Genomic DNA, 21,343 nt, shown 5'->3' on the forward strand with positions numbered 1-21,343 from the left:
TCGACACTGCATAGTACAACACCCTCATTCATCCCTCCATTATGCAACGCCGAAGAAATTTAATTGCTCACTCCTCACTCCTCACTCCTCACTCCTCATTCCTCACTCCTCACTTCCCCCAACCACCCTGGTGATCGTCCACTGAAACACAGTAGTATATTTTTATCAGCTGGGTCGATCGTACCTACTGAGTTATCGTGTTTGAGCCACTTGTCATCCTTTGGCTGGGTGGGCTGAACTATCTCATGGTGCGCCATTGAGTGAAAAAACTGACCAAATATAAAACTGCCATACGCGCATCCGGATTCACCGTAGTCGCCTAAATCTGCGATGTAGGGACTGACATGCACTACCAAGTCTGGGTCTGACAATGAACGCAAAATCTGCCAACCTTCAACAAGAAGCAACCCCCTTTACGGCTTCTATCCCTGACAACGGTGGTCTTCCGGTCTCTGATACAGCCATTACACCAGAAGATAACCGCATTCTCTCTCCTATCGAAAAGCTGGCTCAACTGCTCACCACAGAACTGCAAGCCGAAATTCAAGTTACCGAAAAAGCTGCTCAAGCGATCGCCCACCGCATCGCCGCCGAAGTCGAGCGGATTTGTAGTAAAAGCGATCGCATTCAAACTTCTGGAGAGGTCGGATCTTGGCGACTAACGCTGGGTCGCTATCGTCTGGATAAATGCGTCAACTATTATCGACTGGGTTCTCGACAGGGCCGCGTAGAATTGCACAGTACCTTGAGTACGATGGTTTATCGTCCGATCGCCCCGGCTCACCTCCAACTCAGTTTTCAGGCTCGATTTACGCTGATTGAGGATTTTTTGCAGGGCTTCTATACTGAGTCGCTGAGAGCCTTTCGTCGCGAAAATACCCTGCCCGAAGATTACCAACCTCGAACTCGTCTCCAACTGGCTGAGTACATGGCCTTTACCGAGCAGTATGGCAAACGGCGCATTACCTTGCCTACTCAGCACAATCAACAGTTAATCATTCTGCGGGCCCAACGATTTGCTAGTCGTCAGCCTCAAGAGATCGCCGTTGATATTGAGACCGCAATGGAGTCGGCCAAGGGAGACGAAGCAGAAGCGTATGGTCGATCGCCAATTATGCAGATGATTCGAGAACAGATGGTGGCTGAGAAAGTCGATCCTTCGGAAGGGGCGCTGCGCGATCGCGTCGTCGTCGAACTGATGCAATATCTCGAATCTCAAGGGCAGGACGATTGTGCCAGTTATCTCGCTCTCAAACTGCAAGATCTGTCCGTTCCAGAAATTGACGAAGTGTTGAATCTCACGCCCCGCCAGCGCGATTATTTGCAGCAGCGGTTTAAGTACCACGTCGAAAAGTTCTCAACGTCTCAAAGCTGGAAACTGGTTCACGAGTGGTTGGGGGCTGACCTTGACCAAAATTTGGGGCTGTCTCAGCCAGAATGGGAACTGTTTTTTGCCCAATTGTCTCCTGAGCAGCAGCAGTTAGTCCGTTTGAAGCGATCAACCACCAGCGATCAGGAAATTATGCAGACGTTGAAATGTACTGCAAAACAACTGCAAAAACGTTGGGGCACTCTACTCGAAGCCGCGCGTCAGACTCGAAACCAACTCAACAAATAGAGCGGTTTTCAGAATCCGTTTTGGGTAATGCAATCTTGGGTGGGGTAAGCAATTGTCCCACTTTTTTAATGGAAATTTGATGAGTTCTTTGCTTCGATATTTAGCTTGTCTGCTTCCCAAATTTCCCATTTTGGTAGACTTCAAGGTTTTTGTGACAATTCTCTAATCAAGCTGCTCACGATCGCTCACCGACTCATTCAAAGCAGGCTGGTGATAGGTGTAGAAACTGGCAATGAGGGCGATCGCCATCCACCAGAGCGTATTCACCTGCGGACGATACAGTACCGTATCAAATAGGGCTTGACCAAACAGGCCCAACAGAGCGGCGATCGAGCCAATCAGCCAAAAGCCGTCCCGGTTGCCAAGCTGTCGGAGTCGTTTGAGTTGGACATATCCCTGATGAAGGATCACCAGCAGCAGCCACAAAAACGCGGTCAAACCAATCAAGCCTGTTTCGACAGCCACTTCTAACAAAATTGAGTAAGAACTCAAAGCGCTAAAGCGGGGCCGTTGATAACGCGGATAGATTTTCTTGAACGGCGAATCACCTGGCCCAATTCCCAAGACGGGGTAATCCTGAATCATTTGAATCACAGAAGCCCAGACATTGAGGCGAAAATTGTTGCTGCTGTCTCCGCGTCCCGCAAAAATGCTAAAAACCCGACTTCGCAGCGGCGGCACAAACAACACGCCAAGAATCAAAACGCCCGCCAGACTACCCACCAAAATCGGAACCGACCAGACCTGCCAAAAACGCGGCAGATGAATGCTCCACCAATACAGCAGCGACAGCAAAATCACAAAAATCAGTACCACAAATCCGATCAGACCGCCCCGGCTAAACGTCAAAATCAAGCAAGCTGTATTCACAACCGTCATGACGATCGCCAACCCTTTAGGAAGCCACCCTCGCCAGGCAAAAATCGCAGCAATACTCAACGCGATCGCAGGCAACAAATAGCCCGCCAGCAAATTCGGATTTCCTAAAAAGCTGTAAACTCGCACCGTCTTAGCAAATGGCGATTCAGGATCAACCCAGGTAGCCAGCGCATCCGCTCCAAAAAACCACTGTCTCAACCCATATCCACTCACCAAAACAGCAATGTGTAGGTAGAAAGTAATTAGCCACGATCGCAGCCTTGACGATCGCAACACTCGCGCCATCAACGCAAACAAAATCAGATAGAGAGTCAGCTTACTCCAGCCTGTAAAGGCTTCTCGCTTGACTGGAGACACCGCCGCCGCAACAGTCGCAATTCCCCAATAGAGCAGCACTAGCAGGTGAATCGGAGTCAATCCTGAACCCCAAATTGCCTTCTTCTGCCCAAAACCGGACACTGGGGAATCGTCTGAAAGCGTGAGTAAGACCCAATACCCGGCACACGCAACCAGCAGCACTCCCATTAAGTCGCTCGAAACAAAGGGCGCTAGACCAAACACAAGACTCAACAGCACCACTCCGATCGCGTCTGCCCACTGCATCAGCCAGCTTGTTTTGCGCCACGACTGCAACAGCCCCACCGGACGATGAAGCAAGCTCGTCGATCGCCATTGATGAAGTGGCAGCGTTGCCAGCGTGACCTGTTGCCAAACGGAATTCATAAGCGACTTACCAGCGTTAGAGAATAGTTGCCCAAGGGGCCTTTGAGCTATCAGTCATTATCCTCAAAAAACGATCGCTGACAAGGGAACCTCATTAGATTTTGCGCCAAAACCCCGCTAACCCAGACAATGAAACTGACGGTCAGATCCAGTAGATGCAGATATTCCCGTCAGCCTAACCTTTCTTCACGGTCAATCAGCCCTGCCAGAATTAGGGAATTTAGGAGCGTTCCCGGATTTGTAAGCAAAGCAAACAACCTTGTCGAAGTCACATGGATCAAGTCGTCTGATTGGGATTGATCGCGTGTAAACCGCACTCTTTTTTAGTGGCTTCTTCCCACCACCAGCGGCCTTCTCGCTCATGCTGATTGGGCAAGGTTGCTCTGGTGCAAGGCTCACAACCAATACTCACAAAGCCCTTCTCATGGAGAGGATTGTAGGGCACCTCAAAAGCACGAATATACATCCAAACATCCGCCGAAGACCAGTTCGCGATCGGGTTAAACTTCACCAACTGGCGATCGTCCGTCGAAAACGCCGTATCCACCTGCACGATCGGAACGCTGGCACGAGTTGAAGGGTTTTGATCCTTACGTTGACCTGTGATCCAGGCATCCAATGTAGACAGCTTACGACGAAGCGGTTCGACCTTGCGAATTCCACAGCATTCCTGGTGTCCGTCTTCGTAAAAACTAAAGAGTCCCTTCGCTGAAACCATCTCCTGGAGTCGAGTCGCATCGGGATACATGATGTCGATCGTGATCCCGTAGTGTTTGCGGACGCGATCGATAAACTGATACGTTTCGGCGTGGAGGCGGCCCGTATCGAGGCTAAACACTTTGATGTTGGGGTTAATTTTGTGCGCCATATCAATCAACACAACATCTTCAGCACCGCTAAAAGAAATTGCAATGTTATCAAATTGGCTCAATGCCCGTTGCAGAATTTTTTGGGGACTTTGTTGAGACAGTTCTGCATCGAGGCTAGGAATGTCAAGAGGCTGCGCGATCAGTTGCGCCATGATGGGTTCTCCTCAGAGAAGGATCGTCTTAAGTGCAATCCCCATTCTATCGGCTCGACTGCACCACTTGCTTTCCTCCCTCATCCCTCATCCCTCATCCCTCCTTCCTCATCCCTCCTCGCGAAGCGGAACAAAGTTCTCTCTCATCCCTACTGCCTCATCTGCGGCACAATCTGCATCTCCACTCTCCCGCCACTTTCGCCCCCACTCACGGCAACCTGCTGATCCTGAAGCCTCCCCGCTGCACGAGGGCCCGCGAGGCTAAAGGGCGGATTGGCTTGACGATAATTGACGTTGCCATCGGCTTGAAACTGTTGAGTCGTCAAAAACCAGGTGACTCGATCGGCATCCAGTTTAGAATCATTTCGCTGTCCGATCCCTCTGACATTCCCGGTCAGATCAACGGTGTTTTTCTGCAAATTGAGCAGTCCCTGATTGGCCGTCAGCGTCACTTGTTGAGATGGGTTGAGAATCGTCACGGGCTGGCTAGAATTAATCGTCTGAGCGTCCAGATTCCACAACAAATCGTTGCTGCTGACCTGGACATTTTGCTGTTTTGAGTCAATTCTGGCATTTTGCTGAAGGTTAACCGTCTTTGCTTTTAGATCAACATTGACGCGATCGGCCGTACTTCTCTCCGTCAGCACCTTGTTTTTGAAGCGATCGATCTGCATGGGGCGATCGCCCACCACTTTCTGAGTTTGAATGTTCCAGGTCAAATGCTCCGTTCTCACCTGGATTTCGGGATCTTTTGAGGAAGCCACAATTTGTTTGGTTAGCTCCATCGTCCGCGCACGAGTCTGAAAGCGGCCTTCTTGAGCGGCAAACTGCATCTGCTTGTGCATTCCGGTCACACGATTGCGAACCAGCAAAACATCCTCGACAGGTCGCCATTCCGCTTCGTTGCCCTTTAGCACGGTGCCATCTTTGAGATCGGTGGCGATGATCTGCCCTTTGAGCACGATCGCCTTGCCATCTTGCTGCACTTCACCCTTTTGCGCCTCAACTTTAAAGACAGGCTTGCCGTCCTGATAGAGTTCTCCCTTGGGATTGTCAACGGTGGCGTTCTTTTGATCTTTGCTGTAGGTCGCTTGTCTCGCCTTGACTTTCCACCAGAGTTTGCCTTTGTCGTCTACCTGTTCGAGGGTGATGTCGTTCCAGTTGAGATTGCTGTCAAACTTCTGGATTTCCTGGGTGTCGTTGGCTAACTTGTCTGCTGCCGTATCCCGTTTTCCACAGGCAAAAGTGCCGACCAGTAGCGTGATCAGCAACAGGTTTAGGTAGGTCGATCGATGCAAATTCAAGCTAGCTCTCCTTGCGAATGCCCAGAAGACTTTTGAACATCCATCAAGGTCTTGACGAACTCCCTCTCAAAAGGCTCCCGTTTCCCGTTGCTTCTCAAATAGACGGATCGTCTTCGCCGTCGTCCATCACGCCGATCCCCGATAGCGGACGGTAGGTGTAGCTGCGCGGCGTTTTTTGAATGTCTTCTTTGATGTTGTCTAAATCGATGTAGCGATCGGCGACATTAATCAGGCTATCACTGGTCATCGATCGCAGGCTCACCACTTCGACTCGCACGCCTCGATAGCTCACCGCATTCACCGCATAAGCCAGATCGCCATCGCCACTCACCAAAACGGCCGTATCGTAGGAGCCGACCAGAGACATCATATCGACGGCGATTTCGACATCCAGGTTGGCTTTTTTGGAGCCGTCAGGGAGTTGCACCAAATCTTTGGAGATGACTCGATAGCCGTTGCGCCGCATCCACAACAAAAAGCCCTGCTGTTTTTCGTTGGTGCGATCGACTCCTGTATAAAAGAAGGAACGCAACAGACGCGAACCTGCCGTCAGCCGACACAACAGCTTGGTGTAGTCAATTTCGATCCCTAGTTGTAGGGCGGCATAAAAGAGATTAGAGCCATCGATAAAAATAGCCACTCTGCCACGATTTTCTAGAACTTGCTCAGGCGAAAATACAGTTTCGCTTTCGTGAATATGGTTTAACACCGTTGATATTCCTCAGTTTGTTGTTAAAGAGTATTGATGCTTAAAATCCAAACCAGTGATGAAGACCCCTCTCATTCCTTTAAGTCGAACGCTCCTCCGGAGGTTCTAGTTTTTGAAAAACTGGCTGCGCCTCTCCCAAAGTCTGGTTTGGCGGAAGGGTGCCCCAGATTCCGTGCTTCATCAATGTGATTGAATCATCAATTAAAGGCGTTTCAGCAAAATCCACTGAATATCCTAATTGTTTGTAAATCTTGGTGCTGCCGATCGGAATAATCGGAGACAACAAAAAAGCCGCCAACCGCACCGATTCTAAAACCGCATAGAGAACTTGTTGTAGCGCGTGTTGTTGACCTTGTTTGTAAAGCGTCCAAGGAGCTTGCTCGTCGATGTATTTGTTGCCCAAACGCACCAGCGCTAAAATCTCCTCACAAGCTGTATTAAAGGACAACGCTTCGTAGGCTTGCTGAACCCGATCGCCCAATTTCACCCCAGCGGACTTGAGCGGATTGTCTAACGGAATGTCGTCGATCGCCAGATCAGGAACCGTACCGCCATAGTATTTGGAAACCATTTTAAGCGTCCGGTTAAGTAGATTACCCAGATCATTTGCCATGTCAGCGTTGAGAATATTCACAAAGCGCGTCTCATCAAACACGCCGTCTCGCCCAAATTCAATTTCTTTGAGAAAGTAGTAGCGCACCGCATCGCTGCCGTAGCGATCGACCAAAGCCACCGGATCAATGGTGTTTCCGGTACTTTTGCCCATTTTTAGCCCATCTTGAACCAGAAAACCGTGTCCAAACACACGATCGGGCATCGGTAATCCCGCAGACATCAGCATCGCTGGCCAATAGACCGCATGAAACCGCAGAATATCTTTGCCGATGAGATGAACGTCGATCGGATACCACCGAGACAAGGCATTCTTGAGCGTCGGTTCGCTTTCTGGATCGAGTAGGGCGGTGATGTAACCCAAAAGCGCGTCAAACCAGACATACAGCGTGTGCTTCGGATTCTCAGGAACCGGAAAGCCCCAATCGACGTTAATTCTCGAAATCGAAAAATCGCGCAATCCCTGGCTGACAAAGCTTAAAACTTCATTGCGTCGGCTGGCTGGCTGGATAAATTCAGGATGCTCTTGATACAGCTTCTCTAATTTTTCCTGGTAGTTTGATAGCCGGAAAAAGTAGTTTTCTTCGTCACGCCATTCGGCTTGTTTGTTAGGGTGAATCGCGCAGTAGTGATCGTCTAGCAGTTCGCGTTCTTCTTTAAATTCTTCGCAAGAGACACAGTACCAGCCCTTTTGTTGACTGAGATAAATGTCGCCTTTGTCCCAAACGATCTGAAAAAATTCTTTGACGATCGCCCCATGCCGTTCCTCAGTGGTGCGAATAAAGCGATCGTAGCGAATCCCTAGTTTTTTCCAAAGTTGTTTGAATTCTGGCACGATCAGGTCACAGTGCTCTTGAGGCGATCGCCCCAATCCTTCTGCCGTACGCTGGATTTTTTGCCCATGCTCATCCGTCCCCGTGACAAATAGGACTGGCTTGCCCTGCAATCGTTGAAATCGGGCTATTGCGTCGGCGGCGATCGTTGGATAGGCCGTCCCCACATGCGGCAAACCGTTTGCGTAGTAGAGGGGCGTTGTGATTGTAAAGGTAGAACGCTTAGGGTCTTCAGAACTCATAGATAATATCAAACACGATCGCTAAAACTGCTTTTAACCAGGGTCACAGTAGACTGAGCGCACCCCTGCCCTAACAAAATTTTATGAATAGAAAAGGAACCATCGCCCCACTGAGTTTTCTATCCATTCATCCACTTGGCTTCTCTGCTCATTGATAGAAGTTTCTCAATCTTAGCGGTCAACTCCGCTCAAAAATGCGTTTCACTCCTCAAATCTACCGAACTTAGCCCCAGGAAAATCTTATCGATCGTCCTCCGTTAGGTCAGAGATTTTAGAAGATGGACGCTTGCTAAATTGCTCAGAACTGGTAAAAATAATGCCCTTGGCCTGCCTTATTTCTGAGCGATTAGTGAGCCGATTCAAAAACTTCAGCGCACGGTAGAAGCTTCTCAGCCGATCTTTCTGCCTGTAGACGTTTGTTGACTTCAGTAAAGTAATGTTAACTAGAGGAAAGGCTTGATCTTAAGATTCTGGTTCATTTTGCATGGCATCTGATAGTCCGCTTCAAATTTCGCGCTTGCTGCTTCTGACGCTGGGAATGCAAATGTATCTGCACCATCGCGATCGCGTTCCTCAAGACAGTGCGCTACTCGTGGTCAGCAATCACCGAAGTTTTTTGGATGCTCCCTTGTTGATGGCAGCGATCGATCGTCCGATTCGGTTTGCGTGTCATCACTACATGGGGCAGGTTCCCGTGATGCGGGAGATTGTTACAAAACTGGGCTGTTTTCCGCTAGAGGCTCCTGAGCAGCGTCAGCAGAGCTTTTTTCATCAAGCAACTCAGCTTCTCAAGACTCAGCAAGCGGTTGGGGTGTTTCCGGAGGGCACTGATCCGATGGTCAACAGTCCCGATCGCACTCAGATGGGTGATTTTCAGCGTGGATTTGCCCATCTTGCACTCAGGGCCCCGGTTCAGAATTTGGCTGTTTTGCCTGTGGCGATCGCCGTCCAGTCAGAAACCAAAACGTCGGCCGTTCCGCTCAAACTTCTCAGCTTCTTTGATCCCTCTGAGCCATTGTTCAATCAAGAGGGCTGGCATCCTCTGGTGATGTATCAGCGAGTGAATGTGATGATTGGTCGCCCTTACTGGATTCAGCCCGCTCAACGTCAACACTATCAGGGCAAACAAGCAAGAACGATCGTCAACGATTTGACCCATCACTGCCACGATGAGATCAAAGATTTGCTGCATCAGGGCTGCTTCTGACCGCTTTTGACCGCTAATTTTTTTCCTATTCCTCACCGCCGATTCCTGCAATGCTTCAAAGTCACCCGATCTTTCTCACCCCCAAAAAACTCAGGCGAAACGCTCCACTGTTCGTCTTTTTGCCTGGTATGGATGGCACAGGGCAGCTATTGAGGGCGCAGACGGCTGGGTTAGAAGCGGGCTTTGATGTGCGCTGTTTGGCGATTCCACCAGATGATTTAAATAGTTGGGAAGCGCTGGCGCAACAGGTCGTTGATCTGATCAACCAGGAGATCGCGGGAGATGAAGGACGATCGGTTTACCTCTGTGGCGAGTCGTTTGGCGGCTGTCTTGCAATGAAAGTTGCTGTACTTGCGCCTCATCTGTTTCATCGGATGATTTTGGTAAACCCGGCTTCCTCGTTTAATCGTCGTCCCTGGATTACATGGGGATCGTCTTTGAGCCGCTATTTGCCAGAAGTGGCGTACCAGCTTTCGTCGGTGACGTTTTTACCGTTGTTGGCTTCGTTTGGGCGGATTGCACCCGCAGACAGACAAGCCTTGATCGAAGCGGTGCGATCGGTGCCCCAAAAAACTTCGATTTGGCGGATGTCTCTCCTACACCAGTTCCAGACTCCGACATCAGAATTGCAGCAGCTTAACCAGCCAGTTTTACTGTTGGCCAGCGTCGATGACAAGCTGTTTCCCTCGGTGCCAGAAGCTTATCGCCTCAAGCGTGCTTTTCAGAATGCTCAAGTAGTGGTCTTGCCCCAAAGTGGACACACCTGCCTGCTAGAAACCGAAGTGAACCTCTTCAAGATCATGGAAGCTCACGGTTTTCTAGAAGCTTCTGTCTCAGACTCGCGAACCGACTGCTGTGTAGAAACTGCTCCAAACCGATTGTTGAGCAACGGATGACAGAATTTTTAGCTTGAGAATAGTTTTCAACTGTATTCCTTGCGCCCCTGCCTCCGTTGCCCCACTCTCTAGAGAAGATTCTGGTACTCTGGTCGATCGTGCAGTGTTTTGAGAATGGCTTTGATCTCCTGAGTCCGGTCTTTTTTGACGATTAGCGTAACCTTGCCGTCGCGGACAATTACGGTATCCTCTAGCCCGATCGTCACAATCAATTCATCCTCATTGGTGGAATAAAGCAGAGTTCCTTGGGTGTCTAATCCGACGTGATTGGCGAGTTCAACATTGGGGCTGTCGCTTTTCTGTAGACGCTCGATCGCTGCCCAATCGCCCAAATCATCCCACCCAAACGTCACAGGCAACACACAGGCGCGATCGGTCTTCTCCATTAGCGCGTAGTCAATACTTTTTTTGGGAATGGTTGGGTAGGCAACCACGCCGTCTGCCTCCAATGGGGTCAAAATTTCAGGCGCGTGGTGACGTAGTTCCTTGAGAGCAACCTCAGCCTCAAAGACAAACATGCCGCCATTCCAGCTAAACCGACCGCTGTCTAGAAATTTTTGCGCCGTCTCGCGATCGGGCTTTTCGGTGAAGCGATCGACGCGATAGGCTGGGTAGTTTCCATACAGTCCAATCTTTTCGCCCTGCTCAATGTAGCCGTATCCGGTTGCAGCGTGGGTGCAGGTGATCCCCAAGGTCACAATGGCAGACTTTTGGACGGCAACGGCGATCGCAGCCTTCAGCGTCTCATCAAATGTCTCCTGATTGTCGATCCAGTGGTCAGCCGGGAAGAACCCTACAACGGCACTGTTGCCATAGCGTTTGGCAATCTCTAAGGTACTCCAAGCGACGGCAGGCGCTGTGTCTCTGCCTTCAGGCTCAACCAACAGATTCTCGATCGGTAACTCTGGAAGCTGTTCGCGAACGCCATCTGCAAGGTGAGCCGCCGTCACGACCCAGAGATTATCCCAGCCTTGAGCGATCGACAGAAGACGATCGGCGGTTGATTGCAAAAGACTGCTGCCACTCCCATCCAGGCAGAGAAATTGCTTTGGGCGGTGCTTGCGGCTCAGGGGCCAAAACCGTTCACCTTTACCACCAGCCAAAATTACGGGGATCAGAGGTTGCGTCATAGAAATTAGGCTTCTGCTTCTCGTGAGGGGCTAAACTTTGCGGCTAAAAATCTTCAAGAAAAAAGAGTGGCAGATGCGCTTTCTGTCACATCTTAGTCAATCTTTTTCACATCTTTTTCGCAACCTAAAGGTTCTTTGCGGACTCTTCTCATTTGGTATCTCTGCCAAATAATGGACGCTTTGCGCGCAACCTCAAAGGAGCCTGACTAGCCTCTGGGACAGTTTCAAGTGTAGAATTCCCAGAAGCTTGTATGCGGAAACAATTCTTCATTGAGTCGCTGCTGAGTGATCAAAGTGTCCAAAGTCCCAAAGATTTTTGAGTGAGCAGATGGGCCCAAGGTGCTATCAATTCTCACTTATAGCGGACGGAGACTCGATCGACTTTGGGTTAGGATAGCCAGGAATCTAGTAAGACAGCAGCGTAGCTAGCGTCTGAGCAAGGGTCAGTTTTTGAGGTGTGATTGAGTGGAACCGTTGAAAAGCCAAACAAAGCAGCCAGGCACGTTGGAGAAACCCGCATCCAACTCCGCTATGCCCCATGCCTCGACTCCTGCAATTCCTAAGTCCAAGTCTTCTACTGCCCGATCGCTCTTTTGGGGATTTACTTTCTTGATTGCTGCCACCGCTTCGGCGACCTTTGGCACCACATTGGCACTGGTTACCCCGCTTCCGGGCGCTGTCGCTCCTGCTGAGGGTCAAAAACTTCTGGGTGACCTGTGGAAAAGTGGATTTCAGTATCAGGTTGGTCGTCCGGTAAATATCTTGGTGATGGGTATCGATCGCGTCTTGGATGCCCCTGTGGGATCTGAAGCGGTATTTTCGGGACGCAGCGACACAATGCTTCTCTTGAGAATTGATCCAACGGACAATACCGTTAATTTGTTGTCGATCCCCAGAGACACCCAGGTAGACATTCCTGGCATCGGAACAACCAAAATTAATCAAGCCAACGCCAGTGGTGGCCCTGCGCTAGCGCGTCAGGTTGTGGGCAATACCTTGAATGGAATTAGCGTCGATCGCTACGTCCGAGTCAGTACCGATGCGTTTCGCGAGTTAGTCGATCTGCTGGGCGGTATTGATATTTATGTACCAGAGCAAATGTCTTATGTAGACAAAACTCAGAAACTCAAAATCGACTTGGCTCCCGGTTGGCAAACCCTCAATGGCGACAAAGCCGAACAGTTTGCGCGGTTTCGTCATGACTCGTTTGGCGATATTGGGCGAGTACAGCGTCAACAAGCCCTGATTAAGGCACTGCGATCGAAGCTCTCTAGTCCTTTGATGCTGCCGCGCATTCCTGGTTTGGTGACGATGATGCAAAAGTACATTGATACCAATCTCAGTGTAGAAGAGATGCTGGCGCTAGTAAATCTGGGACTAAAGCTTGACAAAAACGATTTTAAGATGGTGCTGCTGCCCGGTCGATTTAGTGCGCCCGATGAATTTATCGCCAGCTACTGGATCATGGATACTCAGGGGCGCGATCGGGTAATGCAGGAGTATTTCAAAACTGGGATGAGTGAGGCGACATCTGAGGCCGGTGCCAATCTCAAAATTGCGGTACAGAATGCGTCAAGTCAGCCAGAAGCCGCGAGTCAATTTGTTCAATACTTAAATCGTCTGGGCTACGAGAATGTTTACCCGATTCAAGACTGGGCAGATCAGCAAAGTAAGACGCAAATCATCGTTCAGAAAGGCGATCTTCAAGCGGCCAAACTTCTGCAAGGGTCATTGAAGTTTGGTAGTGTGGAGGCGGCTTCGACGGGTGACTTAGATTCTGATCTAACGATTCGCGTGGGCAACGATTGGGTGAATCAATCACAGGTAAAATCAAAGCAGTAGATTACGTGGCGTTGCTGATTGGAGGGATAAATCTGTGGGAAGTGTCAATCTTTTCGCCCCCTAAGTCCCCCACAAGTGAGGGACTTTGAAAGTCCGGGAGTCCCCCAGAATGGGGGGTTGGGGGGCAATTCATCCCCTGATTCAGCAACGCCGAGCGTCAAGTTGAGCAATCTGAGGATTGTTGAAGAGTCTAGTCAACCATCAGGATTCTTACAGTTCATTGTTCTGTACAAGCTGTATTTTCAGGTTCAAATTTTTAAGCCCAAACGCCCATGTATTCAACCTTTAAATCGCTCAAATCGACGCTGATTCATCTCCTCCAACTGCTGATTATTTTGGGGTTGGCGTGGCTTTGGGTGTTGTTGGGTGCTCGTCCTGCGTATGCTCAGGCGAAAACGATTAACTACACGAATACGCAGCTTGAACGGCGAGATTTCTCGAATGCAGACCTCGAAGGCGGGGTATTTGTGGCGGCTGAGATGCGAGAAACCAACTTTCAAGGAGCAAATCTAAAGAATGCCATGATGACGAACGGCAATCTTTGGGGTGCCAATCTGTCTGGCGCAAATCTGGAAGGGGCCCTGGTCGATCGCGTCACCCTCTACAAAGCCGATCTGACCAATGCCATTCTGGTTGGGGCGACACTCTCGCGGACACTATTTGACGAAGCCAAGGTCACTGGGGCAGACTTTTCGGATGCGATTATCGATCGTTACTACGTTGCCATGCTCTGCAAAACGGCTTCGGGCACCAATCCAGTCACAGGAGTTGATACGAGAGAGAGTCTGGGCTGTAAGTAAGGGGTGAAAACTGAGTTGATGTAACGCTCATATTCAAGGCTCAGTTGAACATGAATTCGATGAAATTTTTTCGCTTCGTTGGCTGCACCTTCTGCCCCTCAACCCTCCAATTCTGGGGGACTTTAAGAGAAGGGTTCTGGTTCAAAGTTGCTTACGGTGGGAATTTAGCTTGCTCTTCCGACTTTATGACGGCGCGAAGAAGTCTGTTGAATTCGTGTTTGGTTAGCGGTTTGCCCAATTTTTTGCCCAATTTAGGGTTTGGTGGACTTGCTCTAGCGTTGGCGCTTCGCAGTAGAGTCGCAGGACAGGCTCGGTGCCGCTGAATCGAATCAGGAGCCAGCTTTGATCGGCTAGGCGAAACTTGTAGCCATCATCCGTTTGGCAATTGAGAACGGCAAGTCCAGCGATTTCACTTAAAGGCTGATTTTGAAGCTGATTTACAAGTTTTGCGCGGACTTCCATGCTGGCGAGGGGAAGATCGATGCGATCGTAAGCCGCCGAAAATCCCGTTTTGACCTGAAGCTGACGATAAGACTCACCCAAATCGAGTCCCGTTTTGACAACCGTTTCGAGCAGATAGAGGGCTGAGAGCAGGGCATCGCGTTCGGGAATGTGGTGTCCGTAGCCGATCCCGCCGGATTCTTCACCGCCTAAGAGAACCTGCGCGTCTAACATGCGATCGGCAATGTACTTATACCCGATCGGAGTCTCAAATACCGTCAGATTATGCAGTTTGGCGACTTGAGGCATCAGATCTGAGCCGCTAACCGTCTTGACGACTTCGCCTCTGTAGCCTCTTCGTAGAAACAAATGCTCGATCAAAATCGGGATTAGCACTTGAGAACTGAGAAAATTGCCCTGACCATCAACGGCTGCAATGCGATCGGCATCGCCATCAAACACCAGCCCAACGACCGATCCCGTACTCTCATAATCGCGAATCGTCTGAAGCAATTGAGGCAAATACTTGGGAAGTGGTTCAGGTGCGCCACCGCCAAAGAGGGGATCGCGATCGCAATTCAATTCATGAACTGGGCGATTGAGAATCTGAGACAACCCCGTTGAGGCGGCTCCGTGCATCACATCAGCAAAAATGGTCAGACTGCCTTGATCGATCGCCGTTTGAATCGCGGCAATGTCTACCATCGATCGCAGCCCCGCACAATAGCTCGTCCAGGGATTAAAGCTTTGAAGTGAGCCTGGTTTTTGGGCAGGTTGGGGCACTTCTCCCGTTTGCAGCAGCGCTTCAATTTGCTGAGTAACTTCTGGAGGCACCGATCCCCCAAAGGCACTTTTCACCTTTAGCCCAGAATAGGCTCCTGGATTGTGGCTGGCCGTGATCACTAGAGCGCCCAGCGCATTCTGCTGTTTGGCGGCCCAACTAAAGGCAGGAGTCGGCGCAAACGTCTCTGACAACAACACATCAAAGCCGATCGCGCGGATCGAGTCAGCCGTGACCTGAGCGAATTCTTCAGACAAAAAGCGGCGATCGTAGCCCACAATAATTGTGTTGCTGCCCGTCTGTTGACCATAGACCTGAGCCAACACCTGAGCGGCCAGCGGAGCCACTTGTTTGAGGCGATCGAACGTAAAGTCGGCCGCAATGACTCCCCGCCAGCCATCCGTGCCAAACTTAATCGGTTGAATGGTCGTTATGATCGCAGCATCCGCCATCTTTCAGTCTCCCAAAGCTTTTCATCTTTGAGTGTATCCGTGATGAGCGAGAATGGGCGGATCGATTTCAAGAGGGCGATCGTAAGTTTAAGTAGATGAGGCGATCGTTCAGATTTTGAGAGAAGTCCGGACAGCTTGATGCAAAAATTTAGGGCTACACCGCCGACAAAGCTGCCTCATTGGGTGACACCGTTGCGCCAGAGTAGACCAATCCTCGCTGCATATCCAACGTGACAATCTCGCCATCTCGAATCGCCGAAGTCGCATTCTTGACCCCAACAATCACCGGAACCCCCAACCGCAGCCCAATCACCGCCGCATGGCTGGTCAAACTGCTGTCTTCAGTAATGATCCCCGCTGCCTTGCGAATCGCCTCAATATAGTCAGCACTCGTACTAGCAGCCACCAAAATTTCACCTGCGCTGAAGTGATTGATGTCCATGCCGTTTTGAGCGACTCTGGCGCGTCCACTAACAGAACCCTGTCCGATCCCGATCCCCTTACCTCGAACGGCGGTGACGACTTCTACTTTGATCAAGTCGGTCGAGCCAGCCACCCCTTGCAGCGTCCCGGCTGTCATGACGACCAGATCGCCTTCAGACACCATTTCTTTTTCTTGAGCTACATTCAACGCCGCTTGAAACGTCTGCCAGGTTGAGGGCAAATCGAGGACGAGTAGTGGCTTAACGCCCCAAACCAACTGTAGTTGTCGGGCGACATCGACGTGGGGAGTAATGGCCAAAATAGGAGTCGTCGGCCGAAACTTAGACACGTTGCGGGCGGTTGATCCCGTCTTGGTCAACGACATGATCGCTTTGGCATTTAGCTGTTCTGAAATCCGCCCAACGGCCTGACTGATCGCATTGGGGATCGATCGCCCTGCATCCTCCGAGATTCGCTTGCCCTTTTCTTTCTCGATCCGCACCGCAATTTGAGCCATTGTCGAAACGGCTTCGATCGGGTACTTGCCCACGGCCGTCTCATTCGACAACATCACTGCATCGGTGCCATCTAAAATCGCGTTGGCAACATCCGAAATCTCAGCGCGAGTCGGTCGAGGACTGTGTACCATGCTGTCCAGCATTTGAGTCGCCGTGATCACCGGAATGCCCAGACGATTGGAGGTGGCGATCAGTCGTTTCTGTAGAATGGGTACATCTTCGGCAGGCAGTTCGACTCCTAGATCGCCCCGTGCAACCATCACGCCATCCGCGATCGACAAAATTGCTTCCATCTGCTCGATCGCTTCGTGCTTTTCAATCTTGACGATCACAGGCACGGATTTTCCGGCACTAGAAATGAGTTCTTTGATCTCCAACACGTCTTGAGGATTGCGGACAAAACTTAGCGCCACCCAATCTACGCCTTGATCTAGCCCAAACATCAAGTCTTTGCGGTCTTTGTCCGTTAGCGCTTTGATCGATAAGTAAACGCCGGGGAAATTTACGCCTTTGTTGTTTGACAGCGGGCCGCCCACGACGACGCGACAGTGCAGGGCTTGATTGGGACGATCGACCGCTTCCACCTTCATCTCGACTCGCCCATCGTCTAGCATGATCGTGGCACCCTCTGGCACTTCTTGCGCCAACTGGTCGTAGGTGACCGAGCTAATTTCTTGTGTCCCCGGCATCAGGCGACTGGTCAACGTGTAGCGATCGCCCTTGTTGAGAATAATCGAGCCGTTTTCAAAGCGTCCTAACCGAATCTTGGGCCCCTGCAAATCCTGGAGGATGCCAACAGGCTGATTGAGATCGTAGGAAATTTGCCGAATCAGTCGAACGCTCCGCAGATGGTCATCGTGGGTGCCGTGAGAAAAATTGAGGCGTAGTGTCGTTGCCCCGGCTTCGATCAATTGACGCAGCACCTCTGGGCTACTGGTGGCAGGCCCGATCGTTGCCACAATCTTCGTTCTACGCTGGGAGTTTTGCAGTTGCATGAACAGGAGTCCGAGGAGGTTAGAGGGGATTAGATCAAAGAATGAATATTAAAACGAGGATTAAGAGGTGAAGTTAAATAATGAACGCAAGCTTAAACCTGCCAGGTTTTGAGATAACTCAGTTTTGACCAGGACTGATCTGAAGTTTGACGGCGATCGGTCACCCTAGATTTTTGCATTATTTACGCGATGTTCGACTTCTTTAAGTCCCCTTTTTGACGGGGATTGAGGGGATCACTCCGTTGGGCTGCTTCACGCTGAAATCTGCCTAGCCCCCTCTAAAAGGAAGGACATAAAAATCAATTCCATCAATTTCTATATCAGCCAGTGGGGTCGTCGCAACCAGCCTTTGGTCACTCTTGAGAATGAAGTGTCTAAAAAGTGGCTAGTGTCTAAAAAGTGGCTTGTCTCCGCAAATCGGCAACAGGGATACTACCATGTTTGGCTATGCTTCTGCGTGAAGATAGGGAATGGAAATCGATGAAGGGAGTGTGTTTTAAAGTCATTCTGTCAGTGCTGAGATCGATTTTTGGGGCCTCCGCAGTTTCACAGATCGATTCCCCTTCAAAAGGTAGATCCCGGTCTATCTTAAGAAATGCTAAAAATTAGAGCGAAAGGTACACATCCTCCGATCGTACAGTTTCCATTCCAGGATCTCTAAACCTTTAGAATGGCTCACTGACGATACCCCTACTTTTGGATGATTGAAGCTGACGAATGCAAAGTCACGAAAAGTCTGAAGAACTTGCTCCCTTGCCACCAGCGCGATCGCTCACTCTCGCTGATCCCCAACCTGATTTCCAAAGGTCGGCTTGTGAATCAGAGCAATGTTCCACAATGGATGAACTGACGGATGAACTGACGCATCTCAAAGTTGCCCTCGCAGAAAGTGAAGATCGCTATCGTCGCTTGTTTGAGCACAGTCCGCAGCCGATGTGGATCTATGACCCGGAGACACTGGCATTTTTGGCGGTCAATGAGGCGGCGATTCAGCACTATGGCTATACACGAGAAGCCTTTTTGGACATGACCATCCTGAATATTTGCCCAATCGAAGAGGTTCCCCATCTGATAGAGCAGCTTCAGTCTTCAGCGCTTGCTCCCACAAACAGGCGACATCGCAAACAAAATGGAACGCTAATCGAGGTCAAAGAAACGACTCACGAAGAAAGCTTTTGGGGCAGACGATCGTACGTTGTCCAGATTACAGACATGACCGAAGCAAAGCGCAACGAAGTCCTCCGTAAGCATACCGAAGACCAGCTACGACAGCGATCGCTCGTCTTCGATCGCATTTACGATGGGGTGATCTTGACCAATCTGCAAGGTGAGATTCTCGATTGGAACCCTGGCGCAGAAAGGATTTTTGGCTACTCTAAAACAGAAATGCTGGGCAGAACTCCGGGCATCATCCACCCCCCTGAATCCGCAACCCAACTGACAGCCGAAATTCTCAACGGCGTGACGACGACTGGCTACTGGCAAGGCGAAATTCCCTTTATTCACAAAAATGGCTCCCAGGGGATGACGGAGACGATCGTCGTGCCGTTTTCGGATGACCAGGGCAACCCGATGGGGACGCTAGGAGTCAATCACGACATCACTGAACGCAAGCAAGCCGAACTCGCTCTACAGCTTAATCGTCAGCGGCTAGATCTGGTCTTAAAATCGACAGAATTAGGACTCTGGTATTGCGATCTGCCTTTTGACAAGCTGGAATGGAGCGACCAATGTAGATCACATTTTTGGCTTTCTCCTGACACTGATGTGACGATCGACCTCTTCTATAAGTGTCTGCATCCCGATGATCGCGAACCGACTCGTCAAGCGATCGCCACCTCCCTCGAAGAAAAATCTGATTACACAATCGACTACCGCACCGTTTCACCAATGGGACAAATTCGCTGGATACGCGCGATCGGGCGAGGCTTTTATGACCAGGAGGGCAATCCAACTCGCTTTGATGGCGTGACGGTTGATATCACCTCACAAAAGCAGGCCGAAGTCGAACGCGAACAGATGTTAAACCGATCCCAGCAATACACCGCTCAACTACATGGCTTAACCGAGGCGGCTCTCGTGATGAATTCTGCGCTGTCGGTTGACGAAGTGCTGAAAACCATTACAGAACAGGCGCGATCGATCATCGGCGCACATCAATCTGTGACCAGCCTGACCGCCAACCAAAACTGGGCCCAGTCCATTAGCGCTGTTTCTCTGTCTGACAAATATGCCGCGTGGCGTGATTATAAAGAACCTGCCGACGGCTCTGGCATTTATGCCTGCGTGTGTCATCTCAATCGCCCAATGCGGCTGACCCAAACCGAGCTAGAAGCCCATCCGGGTTGGAAAGGGTTTGGCGCTCACGCGGCGGATCATCCTCCCATGCGGGGTTGGTTGGCGGCTCCGTTGACCGGGCGAGACGGGCACAATATTGGCTTGATTCAGCTATCTGACAAAACGGTGGGCGAATTTACGTCAGAAGACGAAGCCATTCTCGTGCAATTAGCGCAAATGTCCTCAGTGGCGATCGAGAATGCCCGTCTCTATGCCGCCGAACAGCAAGCCCGCGCCCAAGCAGAATCTGCCAACCGGATCAAAGACGAATTTTTGGCCGTTCTCTCCCACGAGCTACGTACGCCCTTAAACCCCATTTTAGGTTGGGCAAAACTGCTGCAAACCCGCACCTTTGACGGAGCCAAAACCACAGAAGCGCTGATGACGATCGAGCGCAATGCCCGTCTGCAAGCCCAACTCATCGAAGATCTGCTGGATGTCTCGCGAATTCTGCGGGGTAAGCTGATTCTCAATGTCGCGCCTGTAAATGTGAGAACGATCGTCACAGCGGCTTTAGAAACCGTGCGTCTGGCTGCCGAAGCAAAAGCGATCGAGCTTCACTACCAAGCAGACAACCATGAACCGCATCCCTCGCCTCTGACCGTTTTGGGAGATCTGACCCGTCTACAGCAAATCGTTTGGAATCTTCTCTCCAATGCGGTTAAGTTTACGCCTCCGGGCGGCCGAGTCGAAGTGCTAGTCGAACAGATCGAAGGCATGGCTCAGATTCGGGTTATCGACACTGGAAAGGGCATCAGTCCCGAATTTTTGCCCTACATTTTTGACTACTTTCGGCAGGCAGACAGCGCAACGACGCGACAACACGGCGGTCTGGGGCTGGGGCTGGCGATCGCCCGACAACTGGTTGAACTTCACGGCGGCACCCTCTGGGCAGAGAGTCTGGGCGAAGACAAAGGAACCACATTTACGGTCAAACTACCCCTTCTCAAACAAGACACCATGACAAACCCTGAACTGACTCTGAGGCCTCTGGGCGATCGAACCCAAGAAAATTTCTCTGTCTTGCCTCTCGCTGGTTTGCAGATTCTCGTGGTGGATGACGATGCGGACTCGCGGGATTTTGTCACGTTTGTTTTAGAGCAAGAAGGCGCTGACGTGATGGCTGTCTCCTCCGCCGTTGAAACCCTCAAAACCCTCGCTTATTCTCAGCCAAACCTCCTGATCAGCGATATTGGAATGCCCGAAATGGATGGCTACATGCTGATGCGCCAGATCAGAACCCTGCTGCCGGGTCGCAAAAGTCAGATCCCCGCGATCGCCCTCACTGCCTACGCAGGCGAATACGATCAGCAACAGGCGCTTTCGGCTGGATTTCAAGCTCACATTACAAAGCCAACTGACCCCGATCAGTTAGTGGCGATCGTGGCGCAGTTGGCTCAGTCAGGGATGAGGGATGAGGGATGAAAAGATCGCTTGTATCGGTTTACGGGAACCGTCATTCCTCACTTTGTTCTTGCCAGACTACTGATAGCGCCTTGCAGGAACACCCCTACCGTACCCCTCCTCACAAAGCAGATTACCCCCAAAGGGGGAACAGCTCATCGAAGTTCTCCCTCATC

14 protein-coding genes are annotated in these 21,343 nt (G+C 50.7%); 6 read left to right on the forward strand and 8 right to left on the reverse strand.

Annotated features, from left to right (window positions below; genetic code table 11):
- Positions 1–370: 370 nt before the first annotated feature.
- Positions 371–1,618: a HetZ-related protein gene (locus ACKFKF_RS21145; protein ID WP_446869558.1), complete on the forward strand. Its 1,248-nt coding sequence runs from the start codon at positions 371–373 to the stop codon at positions 1,616–1,618.
- A 162-nt stretch (positions 1,619–1,780) separates the two neighbouring features.
- On the opposite strand, the gene ACKFKF_RS21150 is transcribed toward ACKFKF_RS21145, so the two are convergent.
- From ACKFKF_RS21150 to metG, 5 genes are all read right to left on the reverse strand, one after another.
- Positions 1,781–3,220 (reverse strand): IctB family putative bicarbonate transporter, encoded by a 1,440-nt coding sequence (locus ACKFKF_RS21150; protein ID WP_446869559.1) that lies wholly within the window; start codon positions 3,218–3,220, stop codon positions 1,781–1,783.
- A gap of 277 nt (positions 3,221–3,497) precedes the next feature.
- A complete protein-coding gene (locus tag ACKFKF_RS21155; RefSeq protein WP_446857141.1) occupies positions 3,498–4,241 on the reverse strand; it encodes a phosphoadenylyl-sulfate reductase in 744 nt (247 codons plus the stop codon).
- A 149-nt stretch (positions 4,242–4,390) separates the two neighbouring features.
- The gene (lptC, locus tag ACKFKF_RS21160) at positions 4,391–5,545 is read right to left on the reverse strand and encodes an LPS export ABC transporter periplasmic protein LptC (RefSeq protein ID WP_446869560.1); all 1,155 of its coding nucleotides are present in this window, start codon (positions 5,543–5,545) and stop codon (positions 4,391–4,393) included.
- Positions 5,546–5,639: 94 nt separating this feature from the next.
- A complete protein-coding gene (locus tag ACKFKF_RS21165; protein WP_446869561.1) occupies positions 5,640–6,254 on the reverse strand; it encodes a LabA-like NYN domain-containing protein in 615 nt (204 codons plus the stop codon).
- A 79-nt stretch (positions 6,255–6,333) separates the two neighbouring features.
- A complete protein-coding gene (gene metG, locus ACKFKF_RS21170; RefSeq protein ID WP_446869562.1) occupies positions 6,334–7,941 on the reverse strand; it encodes a methionine--tRNA ligase in 1,608 nt (535 codons plus the stop codon).
- Positions 7,942–8,425: 484 nt separating this feature from the next.
- On the opposite strand from metG, the gene ACKFKF_RS21175 reads away from it, so the two are divergent.
- Both ACKFKF_RS21175 and ACKFKF_RS21180 read left to right on the forward strand, forming a co-directional pair.
- On the forward strand, positions 8,426–9,148 hold the full coding sequence (locus ACKFKF_RS21175; RefSeq protein WP_446869563.1) for a lysophospholipid acyltransferase family protein: 723 nt from the start codon (positions 8,426–8,428) through the stop codon (positions 9,146–9,148).
- 50 nt (positions 9,149–9,198) lie between these two features.
- Positions 9,199–10,044, forward strand: coding sequence for an alpha/beta fold hydrolase (locus ACKFKF_RS21180; RefSeq protein ID WP_446869564.1), 846 nt, complete (start codon positions 9,199–9,201; stop codon positions 10,042–10,044).
- A gap of 68 nt (positions 10,045–10,112) precedes the next feature.
- Here ACKFKF_RS21180 and ACKFKF_RS21185 read toward each other — a convergent pair whose 3' ends face one another.
- Positions 10,113–11,174 (reverse strand): mannose-1-phosphate guanylyltransferase, encoded by a 1,062-nt coding sequence (locus ACKFKF_RS21185; protein ID WP_446869565.1) that lies wholly within the window; start codon positions 11,172–11,174, stop codon positions 10,113–10,115.
- Between the two features lie 465 nt (positions 11,175–11,639).
- Here ACKFKF_RS21185 and ACKFKF_RS21190 point away from each other — a divergent pair, with 465 nt between their 5' ends.
- Positions 11,640–13,016 (forward strand): LCP family protein, encoded by a 1,377-nt coding sequence (locus ACKFKF_RS21190; protein ID WP_446869566.1) that lies wholly within the window; start codon positions 11,640–11,642, stop codon positions 13,014–13,016.
- A gap of 272 nt (positions 13,017–13,288) precedes the next feature.
- On the forward strand, positions 13,289–13,816 hold the full coding sequence (locus ACKFKF_RS21195; protein WP_446857149.1) for a pentapeptide repeat-containing protein: 528 nt from the start codon (positions 13,289–13,291) through the stop codon (positions 13,814–13,816).
- Positions 13,817–14,038: 222 nt separating this feature from the next.
- Here ACKFKF_RS21195 and ACKFKF_RS21200 read toward each other — a convergent pair whose 3' ends face one another.
- Positions 14,039–15,490, reverse strand: coding sequence for a phosphoglucomutase/phosphomannomutase family protein (locus ACKFKF_RS21200; RefSeq protein ID WP_446869567.1), 1,452 nt, complete (start codon positions 15,488–15,490; stop codon positions 14,039–14,041).
- Between the two features lie 154 nt (positions 15,491–15,644).
- The gene (pyk, locus tag ACKFKF_RS21205; RefSeq protein WP_446857151.1) at positions 15,645–17,426 is read right to left on the reverse strand and encodes a pyruvate kinase; all 1,782 of its coding nucleotides are present in this window, start codon (positions 17,424–17,426) and stop codon (positions 15,645–15,647) included.
- Between the two features lie 717 nt (positions 17,427–18,143).
- On the opposite strand from pyk, the gene ACKFKF_RS21210 reads away from it, so the two are divergent.
- On the forward strand, positions 18,144–21,188 hold the full coding sequence (locus ACKFKF_RS21210) for a PAS domain S-box protein (protein ID WP_446869568.1): 3,045 nt from the start codon (positions 18,144–18,146) through the stop codon (positions 21,186–21,188).
- The last annotated feature ends 155 nt before the right edge of the window (positions 21,189–21,343 follow it).

The sequence above is a fragment of the Phormidesmis sp. 146-12 genome, assembly GCF_052939495.1.